At 65.1% G+C, this 14,742-nt stretch carries 13 protein-coding genes; 9 read left to right on the top strand and 4 right to left on the bottom strand.

The genetic code is table 11. The annotated features are described in order from the left end of the window. Window positions 1-8: 8 nt before the first annotated feature. Entirely contained in the window at window positions 9-3,239 is a 3,231-nt protein-coding gene (locus tag P0D89_RS12510; protein ID WP_408376635.1) for a multidrug efflux RND transporter permease subunit, read from the top strand. Continuing rightward, on the top strand, window positions 3,229-4,695 hold the full coding sequence (locus P0D89_RS12505) for an efflux transporter outer membrane subunit (protein ID WP_408376634.1): 1,467 nt from the start codon (window positions 3,229-3,231) through the stop codon (window positions 4,693-4,695). The genes P0D89_RS12510 and P0D89_RS12505 overlap by 11 nt, the downstream gene beginning before the upstream one ends. Before the next feature lie 71 nt (window positions 4,696-4,766). On the opposite strand, the gene P0D89_RS12500 is transcribed toward P0D89_RS12505, so the two are convergent. Beyond that, on the bottom strand, window positions 4,767-6,176 hold the full coding sequence (locus P0D89_RS12500; protein WP_408376633.1) for a trypsin-like peptidase domain-containing protein: 1,410 nt from the start codon (window positions 6,174-6,176) through the stop codon (window positions 4,767-4,769). A 333-nt stretch (window positions 6,177-6,509) separates the two neighbouring features. Between P0D89_RS12500 and P0D89_RS12495 the strand changes: the two genes are divergently transcribed. From P0D89_RS12495 to P0D89_RS12475, 5 genes are all read left to right on the top strand, one after another. Further along, window positions 6,510-7,031 carry a 2,4'-dihydroxyacetophenone dioxygenase family protein gene (locus P0D89_RS12495; protein ID WP_149669455.1) on the top strand — a complete coding sequence of 174 codons (522 nt, stop codon included), beginning with the start codon at window positions 6,510-6,512 and terminating at the stop codon, window positions 7,029-7,031. Beyond that, complete coding sequence (locus P0D89_RS12490) at window positions 7,028-7,786, top strand: SDR family oxidoreductase (protein WP_408376632.1); 759 nt, start codon at window positions 7,028-7,030, stop codon at window positions 7,784-7,786. The genes P0D89_RS12495 and P0D89_RS12490 overlap by 4 nt, the downstream gene beginning before the upstream one ends. Before the next feature lie 91 nt (window positions 7,787-7,877). Next, entirely contained in the window at window positions 7,878-9,182 is a 1,305-nt protein-coding gene (locus tag P0D89_RS12485) for an MFS transporter (protein ID WP_408376631.1), read from the top strand. 19 nt (window positions 9,183-9,201) lie between these two features. Then, window positions 9,202-9,930 (top strand): SDR family NAD(P)-dependent oxidoreductase, encoded by a 729-nt coding sequence (locus tag P0D89_RS12480; RefSeq protein ID WP_408376630.1) that lies wholly within the window; start codon window positions 9,202-9,204, stop codon window positions 9,928-9,930. Window positions 9,931-10,021: 91 nt separating this feature from the next. Continuing rightward, a complete protein-coding gene (locus P0D89_RS12475; protein WP_408361426.1) occupies window positions 10,022-10,843 on the top strand; it encodes an IclR family transcriptional regulator in 822 nt (273 codons plus the stop codon). A gap of 64 nt (window positions 10,844-10,907) precedes the next feature. Here the strand turns inward: P0D89_RS12475 and P0D89_RS12470 are convergent, their stop codons facing one another. Beyond that, on the bottom strand, window positions 10,908-12,008 hold the full coding sequence (locus P0D89_RS12470) for an NADH:flavin oxidoreductase/NADH oxidase (protein WP_408361417.1): 1,101 nt from the start codon (window positions 12,006-12,008) through the stop codon (window positions 10,908-10,910). Between the two features lie 103 nt (window positions 12,009-12,111). Continuing rightward, on the bottom strand, window positions 12,112-12,237 hold the full coding sequence (locus P0D89_RS12465) for a VOC family protein (protein WP_408361418.1): 126 nt from the start codon (window positions 12,235-12,237) through the stop codon (window positions 12,112-12,114). A 130-nt stretch (window positions 12,238-12,367) separates the two neighbouring features. On the opposite strand from P0D89_RS12465, the gene P0D89_RS12460 reads away from it, so the two are divergent. Continuing rightward, window positions 12,368-13,258 (top strand): LysR family transcriptional regulator, encoded by an 891-nt coding sequence (locus P0D89_RS12460; protein ID WP_408376629.1) that lies wholly within the window; start codon window positions 12,368-12,370, stop codon window positions 13,256-13,258. A gap of 336 nt (window positions 13,259-13,594) precedes the next feature. Then, window positions 13,595-13,990 carry a hypothetical protein gene (locus P0D89_RS12455; RefSeq protein WP_408376735.1) on the top strand — a complete coding sequence of 132 codons (396 nt, stop codon included), beginning with the start codon at window positions 13,595-13,597 and terminating at the stop codon, window positions 13,988-13,990. 203 nt (window positions 13,991-14,193) lie between these two features. Here the strand turns inward: P0D89_RS12455 and P0D89_RS12450 are convergent, their stop codons facing one another. Further along, entirely contained in the window at window positions 14,194-14,481 is a 288-nt protein-coding gene (locus P0D89_RS12450; RefSeq protein WP_408361421.1) for a DUF4148 domain-containing protein, read from the bottom strand. Window positions 14,482-14,742 lie beyond the last annotated feature (261 nt).

The raw sequence follows: 14,742 nt of genomic DNA, 5'->3' as shown, positions 1-14,742 counted from the left end.
GGCGCCCGATGAATCGATTCTTCGTTTCCCGTCCGGTCTTCGCGTGGGTCATCGCACTCTTCACGCTGCTGTTCGGCGGCCTGGCCGTGGCGCTTCTGCCGGTCGAACAGTATCCCGACGTCGCGCCGCCTTCGCTGAGCATTTCCGCGAACTTCAGCGGCGCTGACGCGCGCACGCTCGAGCGGACCGTGACCTCGATCATCGAAGACGAGATGAACGGCATCGAGAATTTTCTTTACATGTCGTCGGTCAGCCGCTCGAACGGCACCGCGCAGATCACGGTGGTGCTCAAACCGGGCACCAATCTCGACATCGCGCGCACCCAGGTTCAGGACCGCCTGAGCCGGGTCGAGCCGCGCCTGCCGCTCGAAGTCCGGCAGCTCGGCGTGCGCGTGACCAAAGCGTCGTCGGGCTTCCTGATGCTGCTCGCGCTGCAGAACGCCGACGGCTCCACCAACGCGACGGCGATGGGCAACTTCGCGTCCAACAACATCGTCAACGAGTTGCGCCGCATCGACGGGATCGGCGACGTGCAGCTGTTCGGCTCGTCGTACGCGATGCGGATCTGGCTCGATCCCGGCAAGCTCGCGGGCTTCGGGCTGTCGGCGAGCGAGGTGTTCGCGGCGGTGCAGGAGCAGAACAGTCAGACCGCCGGCGGCGGGCTCGGCGACCAGCCCAACGCCGACCACTCCGAATTCACCGCGCAGATCGTCACGCAAAGCCGCTTCTCGACCCCGGAGCAGTTCCGCGAAATCATCGTGCACGCGAATCCAGACGGCTCGACCGTGCGGCTTGGCGATGTCGCGCGGGTCGAGCTCGGCAACGACAGCTACGGCAACCGGCTCACCGTGAACGGCAAGGAAGCGGCTGGCATCGCGATCCAGTTGGCGAGCGGCGCGAACGCGCTGGCCGTGGCCAACCATGTGCGCCAGCGCATGGCCGAACTGCAGCCGATCTTCCCGCGCGGCGTGACCTGGACCGTGCCGTTCGACACCACGCCGTTCATCACCACGTCCGTGCACGGCGTGGTGCGCACGATGATCGAAGCGCTGCTGCTCGTCACGGTGGTGGTGTTCCTGTTCCTGCAGGACTGGCGCGCCACGCTGATTCCGACGATCGTCGTGCCGGTCGCGCTGATCGGCACCTGCGCGGGGCTCTATCTGTTCGGCCTGTCGATCAACATCCTGTCGCTGTTCGGCATGGTGGTGGCGATCGGCATTCTCAACGACGATGCGATCGTGGTCGTCGAGAACGTCGCGCGCATCATGCGCGAAGAAGGACTCAGCGCGCCGCGCGCGACCGTGAAGGCGGTCGGCCAGATTTCCGGAGCGGTGATCGCGAGCACGCTGGTGCTGGTCGCGGTGTTCATTCCGATGGCGTTTTTCCCCGGCTCGACGGGCGGCATCTACCGGCAATTCTCGGTCACGCTGGCCGTGTCGATTCTGCTCTCCACGCTGCTTGCGCTCACGCTCGGCGCAGCGTTGTGCGCCGCGCTGCTGCGCAATGAAACGACGGAAAGCGCCGCTTCGAGGTCGCGCGCCGCAAAGCTGCTGCACCGCGTGTTCGACGGCTTCAACCGTGGACTCGGCGCAGGCACCGACCGCTATATTCGCGGTGTCGACGCGATGCTGGGCGCGCCGCTGCGCTGGCTGCTCGTGTTCGTGATCGCCTGCGTGATCACCGCTTATCTGTTCGTGCGTTTGCCTGGCGGCTTTCTGCCGACCGAGGACCAGGGGCATCTGTTCATCACCTACACCGGCGCGCCCGGTTCCACCGAGCAACGCACGCAGCAGGCGATCCGCCAGGTCGAAGCATTCCTGCAGACACAGCCGCAAGTGCGCAACGTCGCGTCGGTGACGGGCTTCAGCTTCTTCGGTCAGGGACAATCGGCGGCGCTGTCCTTCGTCGACCTGAAGCCGTGGAACGAGCGCCCCGGCGAGGAGAACTCCGCGAGCGCGCTGGTGCGCCGCGCTAATGGCGCGTTCCGGCAGATTCCCGAGGCGACCATCTTCGCGCTCGATCCACCGGCTATCCCGTCGCTCGGCAATGCGACCGGCTTCACGATGAAGATCCAGGATCGCAGCGGCGTGGGCGGCGAGGCGCTGCAACAGGCCGCGCGGCGCATGATGATCGAGGCGTCGCAAAGCAGCGTGCTCGCGGGCGTGCGTTCCGAGGGCATGCCCGAGGCGCCGCAACTGTACGTGGAGATCGACCGCATCAAGGCACGCGCGCTGGGCCTGCAGATCGGTCAGGTGAACCAGGCGCTGGCGCTGTCGTTCGGCGCGAACTATGTGAACGACTTCGTGTTCGAAGGCAACGTGCTGCGCGTCATCCTGCAGGCGGACGCCGAGCATCGGATGAGAGCCGAAGACGTGAGCGCGCTGAGGCTTCGCAACAACCGGAACGAGATGGTGCCGTTTTCGGCGTTCAGCCGCGTTCGCTGGATCTCCGGTCCGCAACAGCTCGAACGCTACAACGGCTTCCCGTCCGCGACCCTGTCGGGCCAGGCCGCCGCGGGCCGCTCGAGCGGCGCGGCGATCGCCGAGATGGAACGCATTGCGTCGCACGTGCTGACCGGCAATTTCACGTACGAATGGACCGGTACGGCCTTCGAGGAGAAACAGGCCGGCGGACAGATCGGCCTGCTGCTCGGACTGTCGCTGGTGGTCGTGTTCCTGCTGCTGGCCGCGTTGTACGAAAGCTGGGCAATTCCGGCGGCGGTGCTGCTGATCATCCCGTTCGGCGTGATTGGCGCAGTGGTGCTGACGATGCTGCGCGGCCTCTCGGCGGACGTCTACTTCAACATCGGGCTCGTGACCATCATCGGGCTCGCGGCGAAGAACGCGATCCTGATCGTCGAGTTCGCGATCAAGGAGGAGTCCGAGGGCAGCGACGCCATCACCGCCGCGAAGAACGGCGCGCAGCAGCGCCTGCGCCCGATTCTGATGACCAGCGTCACCTTCGTGCTCGGCATGATGCCGCTCGTGCTCGCCGCCGGCGCGGGCGCGGCGAGCCGGCGCGCAGTCGGCACCGGCGTGATGGGCAGCATGTTGACCGCGACGCTGTTCGGCGTGTTTTTCACGCCGCTGTTCTACGTGGCCGCGCGCCGCTGGCTGAGCCGCAAGAAACGCCAGAGTGATGTGGACGATCAGGACGGGCCGCCGCTCTCAGCGCGCTCACCCAACCCGTCGCCCACGCCCGCCAATGGCGAACCAGGCGGAGGACGGCATGATGCGTAAGCGCCTGCTGATTCCGCTCGTTTGCTGCTCGCTCGCGGCGTGCAATTTCGCACCGACCTACCGCCAGCCCGAGTTGCCGATCGCCGGACACTTCGACACGTCGACGGTGGCCGCCTCGCCAGGCGCGCCAGTCTCACGTCTTGCCGCCGAGGTCGACTGGCAAACATTTTTCGCCGATCCGCAATTGAAGCTGCTGATCACGACGGCGCTCGAACGCAACCGCGACCTCGCGGCGTCGGTGGCGCGCATCGAACAGGCGCGCGCGTTCTATCGCATCCAGAACGCGCAGCGCTTCCCGCAGGTGAACGTGAACGCCGGTGCGACCCGCACCAAGGCGCCGCTCGGCTCGATCGAGCCGGAGCTCGGCGACAGCGGCCCGTCGATTCAATTCAACCAGTACAACGTTCAGGCGGCGGTGAGCACGTTCGAGCTGGACTTCTGGGGGCGCGTGCGCAACATGAGCGAGGCCGCGCGCCTCAGATATCTGGCGACCGTCGAGGCGCAGCGCGCGTTCCGTCTGTCGCTGATCGGCAATGTCGCGGCAAGTTACTATGCGATCGGTTCCGGCGAAGAAGGCATCGAGCTTGCCGAGCGGACGCTCGCGAGCCGCCGGTATGCGCTCGATGTCGCGAAGGATCGTCTGGACGCCGGCGTGACGTCGATGGTCGATTACGAGCAGGCCGCGATTCTCGTGACCCAGGCGCAGACCCAGTTGGCGGAGCTGCAAAGAACGACCGCGCAGCAGCACAATCAACTGGAGGTGCTGGTGGGTGGTCCGCTAAACGATGCGTTGCCGCAGGCGTCGCCAATTGCCGACGCCAAACAGTTCAACGAGTTGGACCCCGGGCTGCCGTCCGCGCTGCTCGTCAATCGGCCCGATATTTTGCTGGCCGAACAGCAACTGCGCGCCGCCGACGCGGATATCGGCGCGGCGCGCGCTGACTTCTTTCCGCGCATCGCGCTGACGGGGAGTTTCGGTTATGTGTCTGCCGAATTGAACGACCTGTTCGTGCCCGGCAGCCAGGCGTGGTCGTTCGGCGCCTTGCTCGCCATGCCGATTTTCGATGCCGGTCAACGCCAGGCTCAGCTCTCGCAGGCGCGCGCACGGCGCGACGAACTGGTCGCCGATTATCAGCGCACGGTGCAGACAGCTTTTCGTGAGGTGTCCGATGCATTGATCGGACGGCAGCGCTACAAGGAACAGATTGCCGCGCAGGAACAGGCTGTAGAAGCGCAACGGCAGCTCGCGGAGACCGCCGAGCTGCGTTACGAAAACGGGATTTCGATCTATCTGGAAGTGGTGGATGCGCGGCGCAATCTGTTTGCCGCCGAGCAGCAGCTCATTCAGCTTCGTGCGACCGCGCTTCAGAACGGTGTGTCGCTTTACGTCGCGCTGGGCGGTGGGCCGGATGGGCCGGATGCGCCGCAAGGGGATGGGAACCAGCAGTCCAACTAAGACACTGTGCGCACCCCGATGCGCACAGTGCCGCCCTTCGCTGTACTGCTCGTTGATATGCCGCCAGCAGATCAGCCGAGCGTCACGTTCACCGACGCTTCTTCACCATCGCGCACCACGGTGACGGAAACGCTGTCGTCCGCCTGCGCAATCAACTGTCGAAGCTGTTCGACGCCGCGAATCACATGGCCGTCCACTGCAACGATGATGTCGCCAGCCTCAATGCCCGCCGCGGCGGCCGGACCGCTGGCCTGCTGCACGACCACGCCGCCCGGCAGCGACGCTTCCTGGCGCTCGTCGTCGGTGAGCGGGCGCACTGCAACGCCCAGACGCGGACGCGCCTGCTCCGGCTGCTGTTGCCGCGCGCGCGGCGAAGCAGAGGCGATCTGCGGCGACTGCGCGCCGACCGTGACCGACAGCTTGCGCTCGGCGCCGTCGCGCCACACGTTGACCGTCGCGGTGCTGCCCGGCGGGAGTTGCGAGACCTGCGCCATCAGTTCCGTCGTACTGGCAATCCGCGTGCCGTTCACGCCGACGATCACATCGCCTTCGCGCAAGCCGGCCGCCTGTGCCGGGCCGCTCGGATCGACCGAACCAACCAGCGCGCCATGCGTCGAGTCGAGGCCGAACTGCTTGGCCTGCTCCGCCGTAACCGGCTGCACGCCCACGCCGATGCGGCCGCGGCTCACATGACCGGTTCGCACGAGTTGGTCTTTCACGTGCATTGCCGCGTCGATCGGGATCGCGAACGACAGCCCCTGAAAGCCGCCCGTGCGTGAATAGATCATCGAGTTGATGCCGATGACTTCGCCGTTCAGATTGAACAGCGGGCCGCCCGAGTTGCCGGGATTGACCGGCACGTCGGTCTGAATGAAGGGGATCGGGCTGTCGTCGGACATTTGCCGCGCCTTCGCGCTGATGATGCCGGACGTCACCGTGTTGTCGAAACCGTACGGCGAGCCGATCGCCACCACCCATTCGCCGACCTTGCTGTCGGCGGGGTTGCCGATCTTCACGGTCGGCAGATTCGATGCTTCGATCTTCAGCACGGCGACGTCGGAGGTCTTGTCCGTGCCGACCACCCGGGCGTGGAATTCACGGCCGTCCATCAGCTTCACGGTCACCTTGTCCGCGCCTTCGACGACGTGGTTGTTGGTCAGAACGTAGCCGTCCTGACTGATGATGAAGCCCGAGCCCAGCGCTTCGCCACCGCGTCCACCTTCGCCGTTTTCGTCGCGGGAAGCGGCCTGCTTCGCGTCGATATGCACGACCGCGGGGCCGTAGTGCGTAACGATGCTGGAGAAATCCGGCGCCGAAGAGCGCGTGCCGGTGATGCCTGACGATGCGCCGGGAGCGGTGATCTGGCCATGAGCATCACTGACCGACGCATCGGCTTCGCGATGGCTGATCGCATACGTACCGGCGGCCGCGAGCGCGACGCAGACGGCAGCGCTGCCGCGCCAATATTTCTTGATGGTCATAAGTTGGAGATGTTACGGTGGGTTACAGGAAGGAAGCGTAATGTAGTGGGCTCCACTTAAAGGAAGCTTAAAGATGGTGAGCGATCCCGCGGTCCATGCCGGCCCCGGTTCGCGCCGCGATGCGAGGGCGCGGCAGGGTTGACGGGCGTGTGCTCGCGCCTTGTGGAACTGCTCACGGCCGCCTTTCGGAAGACCTTCGAAGGGCCTGAAGACCGGTCGCCTTCGACGCCTCTTAAGTGATTTCCCCAGGCTTGACCTCGCCCAAGGGCGTTCCGATAATAGCCATATCGTGGACTATATATCCACAATATGGACATTTCAGAGAGAACTCCCATGCCCGAGGCTAACCATTCCCCCATGACGCCGTACCAGTTGCCGTTCCCGAAGGAAGCGCAGCAGGAGATCGTCGTTCCCTTCGCGATCCCGACCGATGAGCGCGTGTGGGTCCCGCAGGCCGAAAACGTGTCGTTTCGCCCGCTGTGCCTGAACGCGTCGCAAGGCTACTGGATGAACCTGCTGCGGGTTCGCAAGTCCGGCGTGCTGAGCCGCCACCGTCATCCGCAAAGCGTGCACGGGATGGTGCTCAAGGGCCGCTGGCGTTATCTGGAGCACGACTGGGAAGCCACCGAAGGCAGCTACGTGTACGAGCCGCCCGGCGAAACGCACACGCTCTACGTGCCCGACGACGTCGAGGAAATGATCACGTACTTCCAGGTGAACGGGGTGATGTTCTATTGCGACCCGTACGGCAACTACACTGGCTACGAGGACGTGTTCACCAAGATCGACATGTGCCGCAAGCACTACGCGGCGGTCGGCCTCGGTGAAGACTACGTGGACCAGTTCATCCGATGAGCGCGCCGGCAACCCTCGCCCGATACGATTTCTCCGGGCGCGTCGCGGTCGTGACGGGCGCGGCCGGCGGCATCGGCCGTGCGGTCTGCGATGCGTTCACGCGCAACGGCGCGTCGGCGGTCAACTGGGACCGCGTGCCCGGCGCGCAGAACACATCCGATGCGGCGGACACACCGCGCCACTTCGCGGTGGACATCACACGGCCCGAGTCGATCGAAGCCGCGCTCGCGGCGACGCTTGATACGTACGGCCGCATCGACTACCTGGTGAACAACGCGGGTTTCGCGGGCCCCACGCTGCCGCTCGACGAATACGATCCTCTCGAATGGCAGCGCGTGATCGACGTGAACCTCGTCGGCACCTATCACGTGAGCCGCTTTGTCGTGCCGGCGATGCGCCGCGCGAACGCCGGGCGCATCGTCAATGTCGCGTCGCTGGCCGGCAAGGAAGGCACGCCGAACGCGTCAGCCTACAGCGCGGCAAAGGCCGGCGTGATCGCCATGACCAAATCGCTCGGCAAGGAACTGGCGCAGACCGGCATCCTCGTGAACGGAATCGCGCCCGCCGCGGTGGAAACCTCGCTGCTCGCGCAAATGTCGCCGTCCCACGTGCAGACGATGATCGGCAAGAGCCCGATGGGACGCCTCGGCACGACGGAAGAAGTCGCGCAGTTGGCCTTGTGGCTTTGTTCGGATTCCTGTTCGTTCAGCACCGGCGCGATTTTCGATCTGTCCGGCGGACGGGCGACTTACTGATGCGCCTGAATCGTGGTTGCATCGTCGTTGCTTCGCCTATGTACCCGCACTATTCCAATCATCCAGCAAGTCACTTGCGCAGGAGACAAACATGCTTCAGAAGTCACAGCGTCTGAAACGCATCCAGGTGGTCGCCGTCGTCTTTCTGACGGTCGCGGGCATCGTCAACTATCTCGACCGCAGCACGCTGTCGATCGCCAATCATCTGGTGAGCCAGGAGCTGCATCTGTCGGCATCGCAGATGGGGCTGCTGCTGTCGGCGTTTTCGCTGTCGTATGCGTTCGCGCAGTTGCCGGTGGGTGCGCTGCTCGACCGTTTCGGCTCGCGCGTGATGCTGGGGCTCGGCATGCTCCTGTGGTCGCTCGCGCAGGTCGCGGGCGGCTTCATCCAGACGCTCAATCATTTCCTCGCCGCGCGCGTCGTGCTCGGCGTAGCCGAAGCGCCGCTGTTCCCGGCGGGCGCGAAGGTGGTCAACGAATGGTTCGCGGTGCGCGAGCGCGGCCGCCCGACCGGCACCTTCATCTCGTCGTCGACCATCGCGCCGATGATCGCCCCGCCGCTGCTCACCGTGCTGATGCTGGGCTTCGGATGGCGAGCCATGTTCATCATCATGGGCGTGCTCGGCGTTCTGGTGGCGATCGGCTGGTACGTGGTCTACCGCAATCGCGATGAAGTCGCGCTCACCGACACCGAGACCGCGCACCTGGACGAAGGCATGCAGAAGGTCGCGGACCGTCCGAAGGGTCTGAGCTTTGCCGAATGGGGCGCGCTCTTCAAGCTGCGCAACACGTGGGGGATGATCTTCGGCTTCATGGGCGTGATCTACATGGTGTGGCTGTACCTCACGTGGCTGCCCGGCTATCTGGAGAACGAGCGTCATCTGAGCATCGCGCACACCGGCTGGCTCGTATCGATTCCGTACATCTTCGGCACCATCGGGATGCTGAGCAGCGGCCTGATCGCCGACTACCTGCTCAAGCGCGGCATGGCGCCGATCCGCAGTCGCAAGTGGCCGCTTTGCATCGGTCTTATCGGCGCGGCGGCGTTCACGGTGCCCGCCGCGTACACGCCGAGCACCACGCTCGCGATCGTCTATGTGTCTTGCGCGATGTTCTTCGTGAATATGTCGAGCGGCACTGCCTGGGCACTGGTCAGCGTCGCGGCGCCGCGCCATCTCGTGGCCTCGCTCGGCAGCATGCAGAACTTCGGCGGCTATCTGGGCGGCTCGTTTGCGCCGGTGATCACCGGCATCGTCGTCGACCAGACGCATTCGTTCGTCAATGCGCTGCTGATCAGCGCGGGCGTCGCGTTCGCGGCCGCGTTCGTCTATCTGTTCGTCGTGAAGGAAGTGGCGCCCGCGCCGCTGCCCGACGCCATCAAAACCCAACCAACCTGAGCACTCGCTGCTGACTCACATGACATTCCAGAATCATGTATTCGAAGGCAAGGCCGCGTTCGTCACCGGCGGCTTCTCCGGCATCGGCGCGGCGATCGCGAATCAGCTCGCGCGGCTCGGCGCGAAAACGGTCGCGGCAGGTCTGCCGCTGCCCGAGGGCGCGCCGGATACGCTCGACCCCGCGATCCAGCGCGTCACGCTGGATGTGCGTTCGGGCGACGACGTCGCCGCCGCGTTGCGGGCGTTCGAACGGCTCGACATCGTGGTGAATTGCGCGGGCGTGATCAGCCGCGTCGAGGAACATCGGATCGAGGTGTTCGAACGCGTGATGGACATCAACCTGAACGGCACGATGCGCGTGTGCTCGGCCGCGCGCGAATTGCTGAAGGCGTCCTCGGGCTGCATCGTGAATACGGCGTCGATGCTGAGTTTCTTCGGCGGCGGGTTGGTGCCCGCCTACAGCGCGAGCAAAGGGGCGGTCGCGCAACTGACCAAGTCGCTGGCGCTCGCTTATGCCGCCGACGACATTCGCGTCAACGCGATCGCGCCGGGCTGGATCGCGACGCCGCTGACCCAGGCGTTGCAGGACGACGACGGCCGCTCGCAAGCCATTCTGGAGCGCACGCCGATGCGCCGCTGGGGCACGCCTGACGAAGTCGCGCAGGTCGCGGCGTTTCTCTGCACGCCGGCGGCTTCGTTCATGACGGGCGCGATCGTGCCGGTCGACGGCGGCTATCTGGTCGCGTGACGCGTCGGCACTGAACCGATGACATCCTGGCAGCTTCCGGGCCGGAGAACATACAGGGCATAATTGCTCAACCGTGCCCTACCCTCGCCTGATGTCGACCACCGATTCCAAGCCGTCCTCCCACACCGGCGCCGCCGATGCCAAGACCGTTGCCGGCGCCGCCGCGTTCTCCAAATTCATCGCCGTATTGCAACTGATCGCCGACGCGGAGACGCCGCCCAATGTCGCGAAGCTGAGCGCGGCGAGCGGCTATCCGCGCCCCACGGTTCACCGCATCGTCGCCGCGTTGCAGGCCGAAGGGCTGATCGTCGGCACGGGCGCGGGCAACACGTTCGGGCTCGGCCCGCGCCTCGTCAATCTGGCAAGCCGCAGCTGGGAGCGTTCTGACTTGCGCCTCGCGGCCGTCGACGCCTTGATGGAACTGCGCAACATCACCTCGGAGACGATTCACCTGGCCGTGCCGAGCCAGGGCGAGATGGTGTACATCGAAAAGCTCGAAAGTCCGCACGCGGTGCGCATGGCCTCGCGCATCGGCACGCGCGTGTCGCTCACGTCGAGTTCGGTCGGCAAGGCGTATCTTGCGACGCTCGGCGAGGCCGAACGCGAAGCGCTGCTCAAAGACGCGCCGCTCGTGCGCTTCACCGAACACACGCTCACCACGCTCAACGAGGTCCGCAACGAAGTGAACGCCACCGCTCAGCGCGGCTACGCCGAGGACCGCGAAGAAAACGAAGTCTCGATCTCCTGCTACGGCGCGGCGATTCGCGGCGTCGACGGACGCGCGGTGGGCTGCGTGAGCATCAGCATGCCGACGTTCCGTAGGCAGGCTGATGCACAAACGCGTTATATCGAGCCCTTGCTGGCGGCTTGCCGGACTATCGCGGCGCGCCTCGGGCCGACTTCGGGACGCTGACCTTCCGTTTCATCATTCATGCAACGGCGCCGCGCATCGCCATCGCGACGCGCAACGCCCGGCGTCACTGCGCCACCGCGTAACGTTCAAGCCAATGCGCGTATGGCGCGGGCAACACCCACGACGGCCGCTCCGCCTTCAGATTCAACGCGGCGTGATACGGCCAGTGCGGGTCGGCCAGATGCGCGCGTCCGACCATCACCAGATCGAGTTGCCCGCTGGCGACGGTGCGCTCGCAGATTGCCGGCGAGTCGATCCCCCATGCCGACGACACCGGCAAACCGGCTTCGCGTCGCACCCGTTCCGCGATCGGCGCAAGAAACGCAGGGCCCCACGGAATGCTCGCCTGCGGCGTCGAAAACCCGACACTCACGCTCAGCATGTCGAGACCGCCGCGACGAAACGCCTGGGTCAGCTCGATGGATTCCGCGAGCGTCTCGTCATCGCGCCCGTCGTATTCGATCACGCCGAAGCGCGCGGTCAGCGGCAGGTTCTCCGGCCACACTTCACGCACCGCGTCGAGCGTTTCCAGCAGGAAGCGGCTGCGGCCCGCCAGGTCGCCGCCGTATCGGTCGTCGCGCTGGTTCGCGTGGACCGAGAAAAAGCTCTGCGCCAGATAGCCGTGCGCAAAATGCAGTTCGAGCCATTCGAAGCCGGCATCGCGTGCGCGCCGGGCGGCGGCCACAAAGTCCGCCTTGACGCGGGCGATGTCGTCGAGCGTCATCGCCTTCGGCACCTTGGGCAGATTCGCGCCGAATGCCAGCGCCGACGGCGACAGCGTGTCCCAACCGTGCGGATCGTCCGCTGCGATGTGGTCGTCGCCTTCCCACGGGCGGTTGGCGCTCGCCTTGCGGCCCGCGTGCGCGATCTGGATCCCGGGGACCGAGCCGGCCGCCTTGATCGATGCGGCGATTCGCGCCATGCCTTCCGCTTGCGCATCGTTCCACAAGCCGGTGCAGCCAGGCGTGATGCGCCCTTCCGGCGACACCGCCGTCGCCTCGACGATCACGAGACCCGCGCCGCCGCGCGCAATGCTGCCGTAGTGCGTCTGATGCCACGCGTTGGTCAGGCCGTCGACGGCGCTGTACTGGCACATCGGGGGAACGGCGATGCGGTTGCGCAGTTCGACGTCTTTGAGCCGGAAGGGTGAGAACAGTGTTGACATTCGTGTTTTCCAATGGTGTTTCAGGTGATCCGGTGAGGAATGATTCGACGGCAACCAGCGGCCTGCCCGGAAACTGCCGGTGCAGGTGTCGGTGCCGAAGCGCTCACTGGTACGCGCCGGCCGAGTAGGTCAGCTCGTAGCTATGGCTGTAAATCTCGAGGATGTTGCCGAACGGGTCTTCCATGTAGACCATCCGGTACGGTTTCTCGGCCGGAAGATATTCGCGCACCGGCATCCGCTGCTTGCCGCCGGCCGCGACGTTCCGCGCCGCGATTCCTTCGACATCCGGGTCACAAGACTAAGGCCTCGTCGCTATAATTAAAACCACGTCCAGATTATTGACTCAATAAATTATCGTTATGCTCAATCCGCAGTGGCTGCGCACGTTCACCACGCTGGCCGAGTTAGGCAGCTTCACACGCGCCGCCGAGCGCCTGGAATTGACACAGGCGGCGGTCAGCCAGCATCTGCGGCATCTGGAGAACGAGTTGGGTCTGCTGGTGATCCGCCGCCCCCGCCAGTTGGAGCTGACACCGGCCGGCAACGCTCTGCTCGCCTATTGCGCCGAGATGGATCTGGCCGACCAGCGCCTACGGCTGCGTCTTAGCGGAGAGGACGCGGAATCCGGCGAGATCAGCCTGATCAGTCCGGGCAGCATCGGGCTCACGCTATATCCGATGCTGCTCGCGTTGCAGCAGGCGCATCCCGGCTGGGTGGTGCGCCACCGTTTCGCACCCGATTCTGAAGTGCTGGCCGCCGTGCTGCAAAACCAGTACGAACTCGGGCTCGTCACGCTCAAACCGGACGACGCGCGGCTGAGCGCCAGCCATTTCACCGAAGAGCCGCTCGAACTGGTGGTGCCCGCCGCGCAAGCCGACGTCCATGAGTGGTCCGATCTCGAACGGCTCGGCTTCATCGACCACCCGGACGGCCAGGCGATGGCGAGCCGCTTGCTGAGCCGGCGCTTTCCGGGCAACCCCGGCATTCATACGCTGCGCCGCCAGGGCTTCAGCAACCAGATCGGGCTGATCCTCGAACCGGTGGCGCACGGGTTGGGCTTCACGGTGATTCCGCGCTACGCGCGCACCGCGTTTCCCAGGCAGGACGAGATCGCGGTGGTCGAATGCGGCTCGCCCGTGGTCGATACGCTGTGGCTGATCCATCGGTCGGAATGGCCCGTATCCAACTGCGCGGCCCGCGCGATCGAACGTCTGCGCGAGCGCTTCGCGAAACCGGACGCATCGCGGTGAAGGCTTGCCGCGCTCGCAGCGCCCGGCGCTGGCGCATCAACGCGCGCAACGGAGCGCGAGGACTACAAACACCGCAGGGGGCGAACCGAGCACCGGCGGTGTGGAACCCGCATCAGCCTTGGCCTTGACGCGCGCGCCGTGCCACCCTGCGCCCTATCAAAGCCGAGTCGGGCACGGAACCTGCGTCTCGATAGACCCGTTGATCGCTTGCCTTTGACTCGCCGACCTCCGGCCGATCATCAAAGTCGCGCGATTTCAGCGGATCAATCGGGGCATCCGGTCGCGCTTTCCACGAGACGCTATCGGGGCCATCCGTCGAATCGAACGAGGAGAACAATGATGACCCTGCTCATTTATCTGGCCGGCTGGATCATTCTGATTGGCGGCGTGTCGTGGGGATTGATGACCCTGCACGTCGCTCAACACACGATCGAAATCGTGGCGGTCATTCTGCTCGGCGTGGCGGTCATTACCGGCGCGACCCGCGCACGCAGCCGCGACCGCTCGTCACCGAACGCGCACCCGGCTCAGTGGACGTTCCTCGGGCCGGGCGCGTCCTTACGGGCGCCGCTGGCATCGAGCCATGGCAGTCGCCAACGCCCCGCGCCGCCCTCTGCAAAACTTGCGCACAAAACCAACCAGAACCGCTGCCCACATCCGCCTAACCGCACCGGCGGACCCCACCGATCGCCCGTCTCCCTACCCACCCCGCATTTCCTTGCCCCTTTTTGACATGCTATTATGCGAATAATTCTCATTTACAGACACACTGGATCGATCGATCCAGTGCCAACGGCAGGTCATGGCCGGCACGGCGGGTGATGTTCTTTCTTGAACAACGACACCCTCGGCAATCTGTCGCCCGCGGGCGTGAGCCTGTTCGACACGGCGGTGGACTGGGCCGCCGCCGGGGTCGTCGGCAATCCAACCTGAACTCAATTCGACGCCGGCTCGGCTTGCACGGCTGCCCCGCCTGCCGTTGCCATCTCAGTCGCGCGATCTGTGCCGTGCTGGATCGCGTAGATCTCACGGTTTCGCGCAATCGTGGCGTCCGACGGCGGATAGTCGCTGCTTCGCGTGGGCACCAGCCCTTCGGCCTGTGCCTGTTGCAACTGCGCCATCACTTCGGCATGCGTCACTCCTGACGAAGTAGTTTGAGCAAAGGCATTCGCTCCGAACGGCAGGCTGAGGGCGGCGACGGCAATAGCGGTAAGCAGTTTCATGATGTCTCTCCGGATATGAGCAAGAAATGAGTGGCCTGAACCACGCTTCCCATTCTTGTCATTCGAGCTGTCGGAGCACTGACTCGCGGATTACAGTTTTGTTATCCAGGCGTCGCGATGCATCGCCGCCCGTCCCCTCTGCCACAGCGCGTCTGGCATAAGACCGCCGAATAACAGAACCGTAATCTAGCCGACCGCAGTTGGTAAGCGCCAGGTCTTCAAACTCCTGACTTACGAAGCCCCCGTCACGTGCCCTCGTAT

Source organism: Paraburkholderia sp. RL18-085-BIA-A (assembly GCF_046027075.1).
In the GTDB taxonomy this organism is placed as follows: domain Bacteria; phylum Pseudomonadota; class Gammaproteobacteria; order Burkholderiales; family Burkholderiaceae; genus Paraburkholderia.
This window is presented reverse-complemented; position numbering and strand designations above follow the sequence as displayed.